This is a genomic window from Ekhidna sp. (assembly GCF_040220215.1).
GTDB lineage: Bacteria > Bacteroidota > Bacteroidia > Cytophagales > Cyclobacteriaceae > Ekhidna.
The window spans coordinates 78,108-95,154 of record NZ_JAVJTR010000019.1 but is presented as its reverse complement, the minus strand read 5'-3'; the positions used below and the strand labels follow the sequence as shown (position 1 = coordinate 95,154).

At 40.9% G+C, this 17,047-nt stretch carries 17 protein-coding genes; 10 read left to right on the top strand and 7 right to left on the bottom strand.

The window, feature by feature from the left end; all coding sequences use genetic code 11:
- Positions 1-298: 298 nt before the first annotated feature.
- The 3 genes from RIC88_RS13250 to RIC88_RS13240 are packed head-to-tail and all read left to right on the top strand — an operon-like array spanning position 299 to position 3,070.
- Positions 299-1,618: an HTTM domain-containing protein gene (locus RIC88_RS13250; RefSeq protein WP_350218027.1), complete on the top strand. Its 1,320-nt coding sequence runs from the start codon at positions 299-301 to the stop codon at positions 1,616-1,618.
- Complete coding sequence (locus tag RIC88_RS13245) at positions 1,611-2,630, top strand: threonine aldolase family protein (protein WP_350218026.1); 1,020 nt, start codon at positions 1,611-1,613, stop codon at positions 2,628-2,630. The genes RIC88_RS13250 and RIC88_RS13245 overlap by 8 nt, the downstream gene beginning before the upstream one ends.
- A 26-nt stretch (positions 2,631-2,656) precedes the next feature.
- The gene (locus tag RIC88_RS13240) at positions 2,657-3,070 is read left to right on the top strand and encodes a hypothetical protein (protein ID WP_350218025.1); all 414 of its coding nucleotides are present in this window, start codon (positions 2,657-2,659) and stop codon (positions 3,068-3,070) included.
- Here the strand turns inward: RIC88_RS13240 and RIC88_RS13235 are convergent.
- Complete coding sequence (locus tag RIC88_RS13235) at positions 3,058-3,951, bottom strand: DMT family transporter (protein WP_350218024.1); 894 nt, start codon at positions 3,949-3,951, stop codon at positions 3,058-3,060. The two genes, RIC88_RS13240 and RIC88_RS13235, sit on opposite strands and share 13 nt — an antisense overlap.
- 108 nt (positions 3,952-4,059) lie before the next feature.
- Between RIC88_RS13235 and RIC88_RS13230 the strand changes: the two genes are divergently transcribed.
- Positions 4,060-5,328, top strand: a complete 1,269-nt coding sequence (locus RIC88_RS13230) for a replication-associated recombination protein A (protein ID WP_350218023.1) — start codon at positions 4,060-4,062, stop codon at positions 5,326-5,328.
- Here RIC88_RS13230 and RIC88_RS13225 read toward each other — a convergent pair.
- Positions 5,325-5,756, bottom strand: a complete 432-nt coding sequence (locus tag RIC88_RS13225) for a DUF3995 domain-containing protein (RefSeq protein ID WP_350218022.1) — start codon at positions 5,754-5,756, stop codon at positions 5,325-5,327. The two genes, RIC88_RS13230 and RIC88_RS13225, sit on opposite strands and share 4 nt — an antisense overlap.
- Before the next feature lie 15 nt (positions 5,757-5,771).
- Complete coding sequence (locus RIC88_RS13220; RefSeq protein ID WP_350218021.1) at positions 5,772-6,542, bottom strand: hypothetical protein; 771 nt, start codon at positions 6,540-6,542, stop codon at positions 5,772-5,774.
- A gap of 66 nt (positions 6,543-6,608) precedes the next feature.
- Here RIC88_RS13220 and hutI point away from each other — a divergent pair, with 66 nt between their 5' ends.
- Both hutI and hutG read left to right on the top strand, forming a co-directional pair.
- Positions 6,609-7,826, top strand: coding sequence for an imidazolonepropionase (gene hutI / locus RIC88_RS13215; protein ID WP_350218020.1), 1,218 nt, complete (start codon positions 6,609-6,611; stop codon positions 7,824-7,826).
- A gap of 1 nt (position 7,827) precedes the next feature.
- Positions 7,828-8,754, top strand: coding sequence for a formimidoylglutamase (hutG, locus tag RIC88_RS13210; protein ID WP_350218019.1), 927 nt, complete (start codon positions 7,828-7,830; stop codon positions 8,752-8,754).
- Positions 8,755-8,763: 9 nt separating this feature from the next.
- On the opposite strand, the gene RIC88_RS13205 is transcribed toward hutG, so the two are convergent.
- The gene (locus tag RIC88_RS13205) at positions 8,764-9,306 is read right to left on the bottom strand and encodes a hypothetical protein (protein ID WP_350218018.1); all 543 of its coding nucleotides are present in this window, start codon (positions 9,304-9,306) and stop codon (positions 8,764-8,766) included.
- Between the two features lie 86 nt (positions 9,307-9,392).
- Positions 9,393-10,418 (bottom strand): helix-turn-helix domain-containing protein, encoded by a 1,026-nt coding sequence (locus RIC88_RS13200; RefSeq protein ID WP_350218017.1) that lies wholly within the window; start codon positions 10,416-10,418, stop codon positions 9,393-9,395.
- 110 nt (positions 10,419-10,528) lie between these two features.
- On the opposite strand from RIC88_RS13200, the gene RIC88_RS13195 reads away from it, so the two are divergent.
- Together RIC88_RS13195 and RIC88_RS13190 are read left to right on the top strand one after the other, a co-directional pair.
- Positions 10,529-11,806 carry an NTP/NDP exchange transporter gene (locus RIC88_RS13195; RefSeq protein WP_350218016.1) on the top strand — a complete coding sequence of 426 codons (1,278 nt, stop codon included), beginning with the start codon at positions 10,529-10,531 and terminating at the stop codon, positions 11,804-11,806.
- A complete protein-coding gene (locus tag RIC88_RS13190; protein WP_350218015.1) occupies positions 11,769-12,689 on the top strand; it encodes an aldo/keto reductase in 921 nt (306 codons plus the stop codon). Before RIC88_RS13195 ends, RIC88_RS13190 begins: the two co-directional genes overlap by 38 nt.
- Here RIC88_RS13190 and RIC88_RS13185 read toward each other — a convergent pair.
- Positions 12,682-13,062 carry a RidA family protein gene (locus RIC88_RS13185; protein WP_350218014.1) on the bottom strand — a complete coding sequence of 127 codons (381 nt, stop codon included), beginning with the start codon at positions 13,060-13,062 and terminating at the stop codon, positions 12,682-12,684. The genes RIC88_RS13190 and RIC88_RS13185 overlap by 8 nt on opposite strands.
- Positions 13,063-13,127: 65 nt before the next feature.
- Positions 13,128-13,958: a mechanosensitive ion channel family protein gene (locus RIC88_RS13180; protein WP_350218013.1), complete on the bottom strand. Its 831-nt coding sequence runs from the start codon at positions 13,956-13,958 to the stop codon at positions 13,128-13,130.
- 176 nt (positions 13,959-14,134) lie between these two features.
- Here RIC88_RS13180 and RIC88_RS13175 point away from each other — a divergent pair, with 176 nt between their 5' ends.
- Both RIC88_RS13175 and RIC88_RS13170 read left to right on the top strand, forming a co-directional pair.
- On the top strand, positions 14,135-15,841 hold the full coding sequence (locus RIC88_RS13175; RefSeq protein ID WP_350218012.1) for an alanine/glycine:cation symporter family protein: 1,707 nt from the start codon (positions 14,135-14,137) through the stop codon (positions 15,839-15,841).
- Positions 15,822-17,021, top strand: coding sequence for an alpha/beta hydrolase-fold protein (locus tag RIC88_RS13170; protein ID WP_350218011.1), 1,200 nt, complete (start codon positions 15,822-15,824; stop codon positions 17,019-17,021). The genes RIC88_RS13175 and RIC88_RS13170 overlap by 20 nt, the downstream gene beginning before the upstream one ends.
- Positions 17,022-17,047: the final 26 nt, after the last annotated feature.

Below are 17,047 nucleotides of genomic sequence, written 5' to 3'. Positions count from 1 at the left end.
GATAAAACTTTCTTCTGAATTAGAAAGCCTTTGGCACACTTTTCGCGACAATGTAAAAGTGATTTCATCATTGAGGTATTGAAACTTTCGATGAATCCGACTTTCGGATAGTTAAAGATCGTTAAATAGCTAAACCTCAACCAGATGGGATCGTTTGACAGTGTAAGTAATTAATCCTCTTCATATTTACTTAGGTTTAGAATAAAGGAGCTTTCGGGCTCCTTTTCTATTTTTTAACCATGATGCATTGAATAATCTTTCGTGAAGGAATTATTTTCACCAGTAGAAAATTGATTCAATGCTCTCATCCACCCGGTCATTTTTAGGAACGCAGGTAGATAACAGTCCGCTTATCTTGTTTCGAATGGTTTTTGGTTTTTTAGCAGCTGCCGAAAGCTATGGAGCAATTCTGACGGGTTGGGTACAAAAAGCATTTATCGACCCAAAGTTCACCTTTACCATGATTGGCTTTGAGTGGCTACAGCCACTGGAAGGCAATGGCATGATCTATTACTTTCTAATCATGGGAACCGCAGCTATTTTCATCATGCTGGGGCTGTTTTACCGTGCTTCCACATTTGTCTTTTTCAGTATGTGGACGATGGTATACCTCATGCAAAAAACACACTATAACAATCATTACTATCTGTTGGTCTTACTGAGTGCAGCAATGATTATTCTCCCGGCACATAAGAGTAGATCATTAGATGCTAAGAGTGGGTTGACTATTCCGAATAACTCATGTCAAAGAATCTGCCACTGGTTTTTCATTCTTCAGATCATTATTGTTTATGTGTATGCCAGTATTCATAAGATGCATTGGGACTGGCTGGAGGCACGGCCATTAGCTATTTGGTTTCAATACAAATCAAATTACTGGTTAATAGGACCGCTCCTTCAGGAAAAATGGTTTCAATTGGTGATTGCTTGGGGCGGGGTTATTTATGATGGCACGATCATCTTTTTGCTCCTGCATCCAAAAACACGAAAAGTCGGATTTATTCTTTCCATCATTTTCAACCTATTCAATTCTTTTGTTTTTCAGATCGGCATCTTTCCATACCTCATGATTGGCCTGACCGTTTTCTTTTTTCCTCCGGAAACTATCACAAGTATCTTCTTTAAAAAGAAGCCGCAAGTTTACCTTGTGAGAAAGCAGCTTTCATTGAGTTGGACCTATGTGCTTGGCGCATATTTCATTTTGCAACTTTTGCTTCCACTCAGACACCACCTCATTAAGGGGGATGTGGCCTTTACTGAAGAGGGTCACCGCCTTTCCTGGCGAATGATGTTACGAGCAAAATCGGGATTTATTAAAATGGATGTGAAGGATCTCTCCACGGGGGAAAGGGAGCGTGTAAAAATCAGCAATTATCTGACCCGGGATCAGCAGTCATCATTGATGGTACAACCTGATATGATTTGGCAATTTGCCCAACGGTTAAAAAAAGAATATGCTGAAAATGGAAAGCAGGTAGCTATTTATGCGGACGCAAAAGTTTCATTAAACGGACATCCGAGTAGGCCATTGATTGACAAAAATGTAGATCTTGCAAGTGTGCCTTGGGAGCCATTTAAACATTCAGAATGGATATTGATAAATGAAGAAAATGATTGATCTAAGAAGTGATACGATAACAAAACCAACAAAGGAAATGCTGGAGGCAATGATGTCTGCAGAAGTAGGAGATGATGTGTTTGGTGATGACCCAACAGTAAACAAACTTCAGGAGAAAATAGCTCGCATGTTTGGAATGGACGATGCATTGTATTGTCCATCCGGTACGATGACCAATCAGATTGCCATGCGTATCCATACCCGCCCGCAGGATGAGGTGATCTGTCACAAACATTCACACGTCTACATGTATGAAGGCGGGGGGATGATGTATAATTCGATGCTATCACCAAAATTATTAGAGGGAGATCGAGGGAGGATTACTGCTAATCAGGTGGCTGAAAGCATTAATCCGAATGATATTCACTTTCCCAATTCGAAGCTCGTGGTATTGGAAAACACGATGAATAAAGGAGGTGGATCCATTTATGATATAGAGGAGATCAGGAAAATCAGGCAGGTTTGTGATGATCATGATTTGAAGCTTCATCTCGATGGAGCACGGTTTTTTAATGCTTTAGTCAAAACCGGAGAAGACCCGAAAGCTTACGGACAATTATTCGACACCATTTCTATTTGCTTTTCTAAAGGATTAGGTGCTCCGGTGGGTTCAGTATTGTTGGGAACAAAGGATCAAATCAAAGAAGCTAAACGTGTAAGAAAAGTGTTTGGAGGTGGGATGCGTCAGGCAGGATACCTGGCAGCTGCTTGTATCCATGCACTTGATCATAACGTGGACAGGCTAGCAGAAGATCATACCAGGGCACAAAAGATTGGGGAAATTCTTACTGACTTATCATTTATTGAAGAAGTGATGCCAGTCGATACCAATATTGTGATAGGAAAACTAGTGGAAGGGAAATCTGAGAAGTGGCTGTTGGAAGAGCTTGAAAAGAACGGAATTTTAGCAGTAGGGTTTGGGAAGGGCTTGGTACGTTTTGTCACTCACCTTGATTTCAATGATGATGGTCTTGATCAATTTTCAAATTCGATTCGCACAATTATTGCTTAGTCTTCGTTAATTCTAAAAGTATGCACATGAAGACTTTACTTTTCTTTTGCATGACCTTGTTGGTTGCCTCGTGTTCATCTGATAATCCTAAGGATGCTATAATTGATGAGAATGTGATTATTAGTGCTGATTTATATAATGAGACAAACACTGATTATTATCAAATTCTCCAGGCATCAATTGAAGGGGATACTTTGAGGGTAACAATCCAATCTTCAGGTTGTGATGGGAGTGAATGGGTGGTAAAGCTGGTAGACTCAGGAGCCATTGCCGAATCTTATCCGGTTCAGCGATTTGCAAAAATATCATTGAAAAATGAGGAATTATGTGATGCAATTGTGACCAAGAATTTCACTTTTAACATCACTTCACTTAGAGCTGAGGATCAATTGTATCTGAATTTAGAAGGCTGGGATTCTCAGCTCCATTATGATTTCTGAGTTGACTGCTTTTTAGTGACGAGGTAAACGCCGATAAAAACAAAGGCTGCAGCCAACAGATGTTTGAAAAGAAATACTTCGCCAAAAAACAGGATGGCGGTCATGGTTGCGAAAATGGGCTGTAAGTAAATAAAAGCCCCAACCACTGATGAGTTGACCTTCACAAGTGTCCAGGCATTAAGAAAATAAACGACTACCGTAACGATTAGAATTGCATACCCCATGCTCCACCAAACTTTCGGTGGTAAAGCACTAAAATCAACAGCTGCAGCTTGAGAGAATCCAACTGGGATCACAAAAACAATTGCGATAGTAAACACCCATGTCACAACCGTCATCGGTTTGTACTTCTTCATGAGAGGCTTTACCAGCACGAGATAGCACGCATAGCTAGCTCCATTGATTAGTACAAGAATGTCGCCTCTCCAGTCTCCGGTGGTCAATAGTGCGTCCGGTTGATAGAGGATAATAACAGCCCCAATCAAACCCAGTATCACCCCAAAAACTTTAGTTCGGGTGATTTTTTCACCAATAAGTAAAGAAGCCCATATCAAAACCAAAACAGGTGTCAGGGTCATAATAATAGAGCCATTCACGGCAGAAGTAAGGCTGATTCCTTTATAGAAAAGCAGTTGATTGACGGCCACACCTGTGAGGGCACATAACGCAAGGGTCCATCCGTCTTCTTTCCAGTTTATTTTTTCCCTGTTGAATGAATGAATGAACCAGAAGATGGCAGATGCGATAATAACACGAAAGACAATGAAGCCATACGGTCCAATGTATTCCGGAACCACAATCTTCAGGATACTGTAGTTGATCCCATAAAAAAGGCTTACCAGTGTAAGTGCTAAATAAATTTTGAAGGCAGACCAATTCACGGCGCAAATGTATGCTGTGGGTAGACGCTATAATCTGAAATTTGAAAGAAATAAAGTAATCCAATGGATTAGGAAAAATCATCTTCAGATACTTGGTAATTTTAACCCATGTTTCAAGACACCTCACCACTGGCAGAGCGCATGCGTCCCTCCAAACTTTCTGATTTAGTCGGACAAGAACATTTAGTTGGTGAAAATGGGGTTTTAAGACGAGCAATAAGCTCAGGTCAGGTGCCATCGATGATTTTGTGGGGGCCTCCGGGAACTGGTAAGACAACCATTGCCAATATCATTGCCAATGAAGTCAAGCGACCATTTCACACTTTGAGTGCCATCAGTGCCGGAGTAAAGGAAGTTCGGGAAGTAATTCAACTGGCTGGTAGAGGAAATAAAGCCATACTTTTTATTGATGAGATTCATAGATTCAATAAAGCACAACAAGATGCTTTGCTGGGTGCTGTGGAAAAAGGAGTGATCACCCTGATAGGTGCCACTACAGAGAACCCGAGCTTTGAGGTAAACTCTGCTTTGATCTCACGATCTCAGGTCTATACGCTCAATGCACTAACAAAAGAGCATTTGACATTGCTTGCAGAAAAAGCACTGCAGCAGGATGAAGAATTGAAGAAGGATGAGGTGGTGCTAAAGGAAACAGAAGCACTTTTTAATCTTTCCGGGGGTGACGGAAGGAAGCTTTTGAATTTGCTGGAACTGGTCATAAAAAGTGATGAGGGAAAGCAAAAGATCATTACCGATGAAAAGGTGATTGAGGCTGCACAACGAAAAACAGTACTGTATGATAAGAAAGGCGAGATGCATTACGATGTGATCTCAGCTTTTATAAAGTCCATCAGAGGGAGTGATCCTAATGCGGCTGTTTACTACTTAGCCCGAATGATTGAGGGAGGTGAAGATGTAAAGTTTATTGCGAGGAGGTTGGTCATACTAGCATCTGAGGATATTGGAAATGCAAACCCAACAGCTCTGGTCATGGCTACAAATGCATTTCAGGCGGTGAATATGATAGGTTATCCTGAGTCAAGAATCATTTTGTCTCAATGTGTGACCTACCTGGCTTCTTCGCCAAAAAGCAATGCCAGCTATCTGGCGATTAACCAAGCCCAGTCCCTCGTGCAAAAAACCGGAGATTTACCTGTACCAATGGCCATTCGAAATTCACCTACCAAACTCATGAAAGATCAGGGGTATGGGAAGGGCTACAAATACGCACATGATCATCCAATGAGCTTTGCGGAGATGGAATTCTTACCGGAAGAAATTCGGGGAATGAAACTTTACGACCCAGGACAGAATGCACGCGAAGAGGAGTTGAGAAAGTTTCTGCGAACAAGATGGAAGGAGAAGTATGGTTACTAGCCTTTTTGCTTTTTTATAATTAGAAAACCAGCTATCGCAATAACAAGGCAAAGCGGTGAATAGAACAGAGAGTCCATCGAGGCAAATTCAGTTTCGGTTATCTCTTTAAAAAACCCTACATACTTGAAATCACCTATTGATCGGAGCAAGAAAATGATTGGGATAAACCACCTCAATGTAAGGTTTATCCATCGTGGCGGATGGATAAATGAGTACTTAGTTTGGCTGAAATAAAACAGGGCAAAGAATAACAGGCCAGTTCCAACAATCAGTGTGTCAATAATTGTGGGCTGTAAAACTGCATTGCCATTAGCATCTGTCGGCAAAGCATTACTCAGACCCCATTTGTTCCCCATTGCCCAATTAAAATGGATGATGGAAAGACTGAAAAAAGTAAAGGATAGTAAAAGGCTAAATCGGTCTTTCATTATTCAGAAACCCGATTACATCTTAAATGCTACACCAAATTTCAAAACCAATAAATCAGTGGTTGACTCTCTGGGTTGGTTTTCATAGGATAAATCATCACCTGATACTGTATCTCTGTCGTAATTGTTCGGATCACCATTAAACTCAACCGTCCACGAAGAAGTATCATCTCCATCATAGTATTGTGCTCGCTGACCTTTAAAGAAGTCGGCTCTCAGATCAATAAATACACTTGGGCCTACTTTTATTAGAAATCCTCCCCCGAATCCATAGCTAAAAATCCAATCATCCAAAACAGTCTTTCTGGAAATCACATCACTGTCATCATCTTCCGCCCAGCGTCGATCATCCGATCGATCAATGATTTTGGTATTTGTGGAGATGTATCTAAAACCTATTAAGCCTTCTGCATATGGTTGAATAAGCTCGAAAGGTGCAACGGCCCTCATAAAAAGATGCGTACCGAAAATACTATTGGTATTAGTTACTCTAAGAGGAATGATTAACTCATCAATTACTTGCCCGTTTGCCACAATTTCAGCCCTTAAATCATGGTCCTGGGAATTCAATCCATACACCATATAATTGATATCACCACCCAAATAGATAGGCACTCCTTTTTGAAACGGAAAGGCAAAGGAAAGATCACCACCAAAACCAGTGGCATCTGTGTTTTCCCTGAATTCATTTTGGGGTAACCCAAAGGCCAGGGAAAGGCTGCCCATTTGAGCGAAGGAGCTAATCGAAATTAAAATAATTGTTAATGATGTGATGAGTTTTTTCATGATGGGTGTGGTTCGTGATACTTTAGCAAAAATCGTAACTTTTGTAAATAATTCAATTATCGTACCATGTCGAAACTGATCGGTCCATTTAAAGAGATAATCACATTAGCTAACACTTCAGAAAAAGGACCTCTGGATGATGCTAAGCTGGAAATCGTGAAAAATGGAGGTGTTTTAGTTGATGGCGAAAAAATTTTAAAAACAGGGTCATTTGAAAGTCTATCCAAAGAGATAGAGCAAATTGATGAGGTTGAAGGTGTTCATGTACTAATGCCCGGATTGGTTGATTGTCATACCCATTTGGTATGGGGAGGGACTCGCGCCAGGGACTATACGCTACGAATGTCAGGGGAATCGTATGAAAAAATCCTGGAGCAGGGTGGAGGTATTTTTGATTCGGTGGCCAAAACCAGAGCTGCGGAAAAAGATGAACTTTTAAGTGGTCTTGTACGAAGGGCAAACCGACACCTTCATGATGGTGTCACCACGATCGAGGTAAAAAGTGGGTATGGTTTGGATGTGGAAAATGAATTGAAAATTTTGGAGGTCGTAAAGGAAGGAAAATCCAAAGTTGAAGCTGATTTAATACCAACCTGTCTGGCTGCTCATGTTTGCCCGAAGGAGTATAGTGACAAAAAGGAATTTCTTACTTATCTGGAAAAGGAATTGCTTCCTAAACTGATGGTAAAAGGACTTACTAATCGTATTGACATTTTTGTAGAGCCTTCTGCATTCCCCGTGGAAATAGCTAAAGACTACATGACTGCTGCTAAGAACCTTGGATTTGATTTAACCATCCATGCGGATCAATTCCATACCGGCGGCAGTCAGATTGCTGTAGAACTGGGAGCCCGAAGTGCCGACCATTTGGAAGCGAGTACAGATAAGGAAGTTGAGCTTTTAGCCGAATCTGATACGGTGGCAGTAGCTCTACCTGGAGCAAGTATAGGATTGGGAATGCAATTTACCCCGGCACGAAAGCTGTTGGATGCTGGAGCATCACTGGCTATATCGACAGACTGGAATCCTGGTTCAGGCCCAATGGGCGACCTGTTGGTTCAGGCAGCCATTCTGGGGATTTATGAAAAGCTGAGTTCTGCTGAAATATTCTCAGGAATCACATTCAGAGCAGCAAAGGCACTTGGGTTGAACGATCGCGGTAGAATAGCAGCAGGAATGAAAGCAGACATGATTGCCTTTCCTGTTGATGATTACAGGGAGATTCTATACAATCAGGGAAAGATCAAGCCGGATATGATCTGGAAAAACGGTAAACAGATTTAGTATGTACAGACCAGGAAATCAATCTATTTGGAAGGGAAGGCAAGACCCGGGATCGGTCAGAGATGTTTGGCATCAGGTGGTTCAGACCGCTGATTTGAATGCTCAGATTCCGGATGGTTTTTGTTTTCTGGGGTTTTGTTCTGATGTTGGAGTCAAACGAAATCATGGTAGAATCGGAGCTGTGGATGGTCCTGACGCGATCAGAAAAGCTCTGGTGAATCTGGCCATTCACTTTGACGAAAATACAAAGTTGACGGATGTTGGAGATGTGGTAGTAAGCGGAAATCAATTAGAGAATGCACAAAAGGAGCTGGCTAGATACACGACTGCAATGATTGGTAATGGCACTTTCCCAATTCTTATGGGAGGAGGTCATGAGATCAGTTATGCACATGGTAAAGGGGTGATGGATGCATTTCCAGATGAAAAGGTGGGCATGATCAATTTTGATCCACACTTTGATCTGAGAGCATATCCTCAGGGTGCACATTCCGGTAGTTGGGCACATCAGCTTTTTGATGAGTATGAAAACTTCCATTATCTACCAATTGGTATCAATGAAGCCGTAAACATTGCTCCAATGTTCAAGCTCATGAGAGAAAAAAATCAATCTTTCATTTCAATGGAAGAATTACTAGGAGAATCGGAAGTTGATTTATTGGCTCGCATAAATTATTTCGTTGATCAAATGGATAAAGTATGTATAACGCTTGATTTGGATGTTTTCTCAGCGGGAGTAGCACCGGGAGTAAGTGCAGCAAACCCATACGGTGCTTTGCCTCATCACATTAAACCTCTTATGAACAAAATCTTTCAATCAGACAAAATTGTAAGCTTCGATGTAGCAGAGATGTGCCCAAAATATGACGATGGACGAACTGCCAAATTAGCAGCGAGTTTTATTTATGATGTGGTAAACACGGTCTGATAAACTTGATTATTTTGGATTTTCTGTTTTAGAACCTTTTTCGACATATTCCCAAATACCAGGATTGTCCTCATCCCCGTACTTATTTTTCCCCTTCCAGATATATCCATTGTAATTCTCGTTAAAAACCATCTCGCCAAACCTTTCATGGTATTCATTGGAACCTGGGTCTCCTCCACTTTCAATGGTCAATGTTCGTTTAGCCTTGTCCCAATTCAGCACATCGAATTGCATTTTGTACCAATTACTGAACATTGACAGCATTTCAAATTGTTGGTCCTTTGCATTGTAATGGATCAACCAAAGATAGGTTCGCTCTTTTCCACTCGATGAGATGGCAATAGCACTCAACTCAATGTATGTACTATCTAATATGTAGCTTCCCTTTCGTATACTTTCTTCCCACCATTCTTTTTCTTCATTATCCTCTCTCACTTCCCATGTACCAATTAGAAAGTCCAAGTCTCGAATTGAAGGTGAGTTTGTGTTTTCTTGAGCAGTAACCATCCCGGTCAATGCGATAAGACAGATCCAAATAAGTACTTTCTTCATCCTTTTTTTTCACTATAATCTGTTAAAATCAATAACCTGCCTATCTGATTAATTAATCGAACAGAAAGAATCGAGTTGATACAGCTTTAAGCCTTTGACAAAATCATTTTTTTGTATTCTGAGGGGGATGAATCCGCATTTTTCCTGAAGGCGGTATTAAAGGATGAAAGTGAATTGAATCCACACTCATAGGCGATATATGCTATTTTATGGTTGTCATATTTTGGGTCTGTTAAGAGTTTTTTTGCTTTTTCAATACGGTAACTGTTGGTGTACTCAGTGAAACTTTGATTCATGTTTTCACTAAAGAATCTTGAAAGCAAATGCTTTGGAATGGAGGTAAGCTGTGAGAGAGTAGTTAAGCTAAAATCACTATCCAGGTATGGTTTCTGATCTATCATCACACTTTCTATACGTTTTCTATGATGAGCAATTTGATCTGGGGTCAGGTTAATGTTTTTATACTTTTTCTTATCCCCCAGCGGGGTGAATATTTCCTGATTCGAAAAAAGGATATAGCTTATAATGTATATAACTATCGAATAAACAACCGGCCCTGTGATGTATGGATTTAAACCAAAAATGTAATTGGTAAAGTATGAAATGCAGAATACCGAAACGCCTAGAAATAGGTTGCGGTACCAGGGAAAATAGATTTTTCGCTCGCTGTAAATAACCCATAGAAAGTAAGCGCTAAAGAGTAATGTAACAACGGTGTAATAGAGCAAAGTCTGATAGCCGCCAGCATACCAAAAATTTGAAAGAGTCAGAAATGGAGTGGCAATCAGGAGTAGCAATCCCAGTAACAATATCAGCAATCGACTAAATATATTTCTCAAACGAGCTGACTTGTAAGCGAAATAAATCACCAAAAGTGCACCAATAAATCCATGCGCAGCAAAACCGATATTCAGGAATACATGGTCATTGATATCAAAGAAGTACCACCCAATTGACTTTACTAACCGCAGGGTAATTGCTAAAAGGAGCGAACCAAGTAAGACTCTTTCACCGGATTGAATATTCTTAGAAGAAAAGATGTAAATGGACAGGAACAGGCTTTGCATAACTCCTGCACTACAAAATATCAGCAATAGTGAATTGTAATCCATTTACGATGAAAGCGCTAATTAATTAATAAACCTAACAGATTAATTAATACGGAAGGCATCATAGAATGGATAGCGTAACTAAGTCCGTGAATCAGAAACAAATGGACTTGGTGAAAAAAATATTTAATATTTCCAGTGGAGAACTAAAGCCTGTCATAGCTTCATTTTTTTACTTCTTCTTTTTGATGAGCAGCTATTTTATCCTCAGGCCTGTTAGAGACGAGATGGGGATACAAGCCGGAGTAGAAAACATGCAATGGCTGTTTACCGGCACATTCATCACCATGCTATTAATCGTCCCCGTTTTTGGCTACCTCATGAAGCGATACCAAAGACAAAAGCTCATCCCCGGTATCTACATTTTCTTTTGTGTCAATATTCTGGTTTTTTATGTGTTGTTCTCTTTTTTCGCTGCACCCTTTGTCTCTATTATCTTTTTCATATGGCTGAGTGTGTTTAACCTCTTTGTCATTTCCATTTTCTGGAGTTTCAATGCTGACGTCTTTAGTTCCGATCAGGCCAAGCGACTATATGGTCCTATTGCAGCCGGAGGTAGCTCGGGTGCTGTTTTCGGCCCTGTTGTTACTTCATCTCTGGCGGGACAAATTGGTGTGACCAATTTGCTTTTAATTTCAGCCCTGCTCTTAGGGTTAGCCACTTATTTCCTAAAGCGATTGATAAAGCATGCAAGTACCAGGAGAGAAATAAAGTTCGTGGCACCTAATAAAGGAAGTATTTGGGAGGGTCTTAAACTGATGATTCGATCTCCATATCTAATGCAAATCGGACTATTTGTGCTGTTATATACCTGCATTTCTACTTTTCTTTATTTTGAACAGGCTCACATCATATCTGAGGCATTCACGGTTTCGGAGGATCGCACATCTTATTTTGGATTCAGGGATTTGCTGGTCAATTCAAGTACGCTATTCCTTCAATTTTTCATCACTGAGCGTATTTTAAGAAAAGCTGGGATCATCTTCAGTTTGATTTTGGTGCCTGTTGTGGCCTCATTTGGATTTCTCTCCTTAGGGGTTAGTCAGTCAGTGGCTGTGTTATTGATTGTGCAGGTTTTATACTGTTCGCTAAACTTTTCCATTCAGCGACCATCACGTGAAGTGTTGTTCACCAAAGTGACTGTTCAGGAAAAATTCAACGCCAAGAATTTTATAGATACTGCTTTATACAGAGGAGGGGATGCACTCAGCGGCTGGCTTTTTGCCGGACTTTCAGCACTGGCATCATTGCAGGCAATATCATTTCTGGCCATACCTCTGGCATTAGTCTGGGCGCTTACAGGATTAAGAAGTGGCAGGCTTTTTAATTCAATGACATTTAACTTAGATAAAAATGAATTACAAGATGTTATCACGAAGAAGAGCGCTTAAGCAACTAGCTGCAGGATGTATAGCCATAGGAATGCCTAAGGTGTTGTTCTCACAAAACGATCAAATCATGAAAAGAGCGATTCCTTCAACGGGAGAAAAAATTGGTGTGGTAGGTCTTGGTACCTGGCAAACATTCGATGTTGGTAATTCCTCATCGGAGCGAGAGCCGCTGAAAGCTGTACTGAAAGCATTGGTAGACGGAGGTGGAAATGTAATTGACTCATCTCCAATGTACGGATCCTCTGAAAAAGTTGTTGGTGATCTGTCCACAGAACTGGGACTAAAAAAGGAACTTTTCTATGCTACAAAAGTGTGGACATCAGGCAAGCAGTCCGGCATTGATCAAATGAATGCTTCGATGCGAAAAATGAAGGCCAATCCAATGGATTTGATGCAAATCCACAACCTTCAGGACTGGAAAACACATATCAAAACACTATATGATTGGAAAGAGCGAGGACTCATTCGATACATTGGAATTACCCATTATGTTGATAGCGCTCATCATGATTTAGAACGAATCATTGAATCTGAAAATATTGATTTTGTGCAAGTCAACTATTCCATCAATGATCGAAACGCAGAGAAGTCTTTATTACCAAGAGCAAAAGACAAAGGGGTTGCGGTATTGACCAATCGCCCTTATTCCGGTGGTTCCTTATTTAGAAAATTAAGAGGTCAAGACTTACCCGAATGGGCAAGTGAGTTTGACTGTAAAAGCTGGGGACAATTTTTCCTGAAGTACTTACTGTCAAACGAGGCAGTTACTTGTGTTATTCCAGGAACCTCTAAGGAAAAGCATATGATTGACAATATGGGTGCAGGTTTGGGAAGACTACCGGATAAAGGTCATTTGAAAAGAATGATTGAATTGATCAGCTAGAAATCACTGCAGTAGCTTCAATTTCAATCATCATATCCGGCTCAATCAAAGACCTAACCTCCACCATACTGGTGGCGGGTTTGATATCGCCAAAGACTTCACCATGAGCTTTCCCTATTGCAACCCATTGTGAGATATCTGTCACAAACATCCTAGTTCTAATTACATCCTCAATTTTTCCTCCTGCTTTTTCTATCGCTTCTTGGATGATCTCCAGACAGACTTTGGTTTGTTCATAGGCATTGTCGCCTACAGTTTTACCATCCCTCACAGGCGCAGTTCCTGACACTTCGATCGTATTTCCTATTCTTACAGCTCTGCAATATCCGACTTGATTTTCCCAGGGGGCTCCAGATGATATATTTTGTCTCATTACTATAAAAATAAGAAAGTCCGGTTCGAAAACCGGACTTTTGATCTTTTATTATCCCTGATTGATTAGTTGTCTTTGTGCACATGCACATCCATCTGAGGGAATGGAATATTCAATCCTACTTCATTGAACTTGTTGTAAATCCTTTCATTCATGTCGAATTTCAAAGGCCAGTAATTGTTGGCTTCTACCCATAGCCTGACTGTGAAGTTTACTGAGCTATCCGCAAGTTCAGCAACGGCAATAAATGGTTCCGGGTCTTTTAGGATACGATCATCCGCATTGATAAGCTCCATTAAAGTTTCTCTGGTTTTCAGAGTGCTATCACCGTAACCGACTCCTACCGTCAAATCAAGTCTTCTGCGAGATTCAGTTGAATAGTTCGTGAGGGATGAATTGGCTAACGGACCATTCGGAATTATGATTGTTTTCATATCCGGTGTTTTCAGTATGGTATGAAAAATCTGGATAGCATGAACGGTACCCGAATGACTAGGGGTATCTATCCAGTCACCTACTTTGAAAGGTTTGATTAGCAGTATAATTACTCCTCCTGCAAAGTTCTGAAGTGTACCTTGCAAAGCCAGACCTATGGCTAAACCTGCGGCACCAAGTACAGCTACAAAGCTTGTGGCTTCAATGCCCACCATCCCAATAACAGAGATGAAAAGCATGACCTTTAACACTGCTGAAATCAATGATTTCAGAAATGGCCTTAATGAAGGATCTACATCACGTTTTTGCATGGTTTTACCAACACCTCGGGTGACCATCCCAATGATCCAGAGACCAACTATTAAGGTCACAATGGCCGCAACAACTTTTGGTCCCCACGACATGGCCAGATCGATTGCCATTTGAGTGTATTTGGATGCTTCTGATGATACTTCTTCCATGAATTTTGCTAAGTTTTAAATTTCCAATTCGTTCTAAGAAAGATACGAAAAATGAATATATCCAGACTTAGAGATACCATCCATGTAACACATGAGTGAATGAATTGTTCCGAATGGCTGGCGATTCATTAAAAAAGCTATTTTTGTCGAATTGCGAAAATCGAAAAACCTAATTCATGCGAGAATTAAATGAAATTTTAAATCAAATAGATGGGGCCATTGGAGGGTCTTCCTGGTTTGTATATCTGCTACTCGGAACTGGTCTGTTTTTTACCATTTATCTGAAGTTCCCTCAGATAAGGTATTTCAGATTTGCTCTTCGAGTGGTTAAAGGCAAGTTTGATAAGGCCGATGATGAAGGTGATGCTTCTCACTTCCAAGCCTTGGCCACAGCGCTATCCGGGACCGTGGGGACAGGTAATATTGGTGGGGTTGCTCTGGCGGTTCACTTAGGAGGTCCAGCAGCACTTTTCTGGATGTTGGTTACTGCCATGTTAGGTATGACCACAAAATTCGTTGAGGTAACACTTTCACATAAATACAGGGAAAAAGTTGGAGATGGAATCTCAGGGGGTCCTATGTATTACATGAAAAAACGATTGAATATCACTACCAAGTCAGGTAAGGTGATAAAGACGGGTTATTTCATGGGAGGCTTGTTCGCCATTGCTACGATCATGTCTTCGTTTGGAACGGGTAACCTACCTCAAATCAATAATATTGCAAATTCAGTGTTTACAACTTTCGGTGTGGAGCAGTGGATCACAGGAGCAGTATTAGCTGTACTGTTAGCAGCTGTAATTCTTGGTGGAATTAAGCGAATCGTGAAGGTGACTGAAAAAATTGTTCCGTTTATGGCGGTAATTTATATCGTTGGAGCACTATCTGTTATTTTTTATAATGCCGGAAATATTTTCCCTTCAATCCTCGCAATATTTGGTGACGTATTCACAGGTAGTGCAGCAATGGGTGGTTTTCTTGGAGCTAACCTTGCATTCGCATTCAATAGAGGTGTAAATAGAGGTCTATTCTCCAATGAAGCTGGTCAGGGGTCAGCACCGATAGCTCACTCAGCAGCCAGGGCACACGAGCCTGTATCAGAGGGAATGGTTGCTATTCTGGAACCGTTCATTGATACTATCATCATTTGTACGATCACAGGCTTGGTACTTCTATCGTCTGGAGCCTGGGCTAAAAAATATGAAAATGAAATTCAGTACTCGGATATAATTGTTCTTGCGGATGTCTATGATGAAGCTGATGAGGACGACAAGCGAACGGTTAGAAATCATATGATTCAAGAGGAGTCCGTTCCTTTATTTTCAGGCAATCTGAATGTCGAGGAAGGGATCGTACAAAATGGGGTAACAATAATTGCGGCCGAATCTTTTGCGGAGGATGTAAAAATCAATAGAGGGGATAAACCATATTCCGGCACTATCAATGTGCTGAATGGTAGTATTGCCGGAGATGCAGATGTGACAATCATTGGCAAGTCACTTTTGCATAGTGCCCCGCTTACAACAGTTGCTTTTAACGAAGGCTACTTTGGAGATTTCGGCAAGTATATTGTATCCATAGGGTTAATACTTTTTGCTTTCAGTACAGCAATAAGCTGGTCTTACTATGGTGGAAGGGCCACTACTTACTTGTTTGGAACCAAGTATATCATAGTTTACAAAATCATCTATGTGGCAGGGTTCTTTGTTGCTTCGTTTGCCGATACAACGATCATTTGGACGTTGGCGAACATTACCATTGCATTAATGACTATTCCTAACTTGATAGGCATTCTAATCATGCATCGTGAGATGAAGCAAACAGTTGGAGATTACTGGAAAGATTTCAAACTGGAATGGCCGAATGAGAAGACACCTGAGTAAAATTTTGATTTATTTGACGATCCTGCTTGCATTTCAATGCAAACATGATCGTCCTATTTCACAAAAAGACGAAACCAATGTAACGAGTTTTGCTGGGCTGATTGAATCAGTTAATCTTTCCGACTCTACAGATCAATATGCATTGGCAGAAGATTTTTTAGACTCACTGGATGCACCTTACATCGAAGAAGATACCAATGTTTATTTCTTCTACATGGGGAATGCATCAATTGTTCAGGTAGCGGGAGATTTTACGGGATGGAATCCAACAGGAAAAAACTTCACTCGATTACGAGATACGAACCTTTGGTATCGTAAAGAGATTTTTGAGGCAAATGCACGTCTGGACTATAAACTCGTTCTAAATGGATCGAATTGGATTCTAGACCCGAATAACCCAAATAAAATTGGTGGAGGGTTTGGACTAAATTCCGAGTTGGCCATGCCGGGCTATGTGCAACCGGAGGAAATAGAATCAAGGGAAAATATTGATAAAGGGTCTGTTTCGAAGATTCGAATTTCCAGTACAGCTACTGGGAAAACTTATGATGTACATGTTTACCTACCAGCATCTTACGATGAAGCCAATGATTATCCAGTGGCCTACTTTCAGGATGGCTCGGATTACCTCAATTTGGCAAGCTCAAAGAATGTACTGGACAACCTAATTGCAGATAAGAGGATTGTTCCGACAATTGGTGTTTTCGTCGTTCCTAATGATAGAAATATTGAATATGCATTCGATGATAGATTCAAGTACACGGATTTTTTCACGAATGAGCTGGTACCATACATTGACAGCAACTACAGCACCTTGGCAAGATCAGCATCAAGAGCAGTAATCGGAGATTCCTATGGCGGAAACATCTCGGCAATCATTGCTTTTCAAAACCCTGACATCTTCGGCAATTGTGGCATCCACTCCGGAGCTTTTCAGCCGAATGACTTTCACACCAATGGCATTGTCATGGATGGGGAGCAGAAAGCGATCAAAGTAGCCACCATTTGGGGTTCTTATGAAGGAAGCTCACTTCCTCCAAATATGCGAAAGGTGAAGGATTACCTTATTGAGACAGGCTATGATGTCGAATGGAAGGAGCTCCCCGAAGGACACAGCTGGGGGCTGTGGAGAGCCACAACAGATGACATGCTGGAGTTTTTCTTTCCATTGGCCAACTAATTACTAAACATATTCCGATTAGTAGA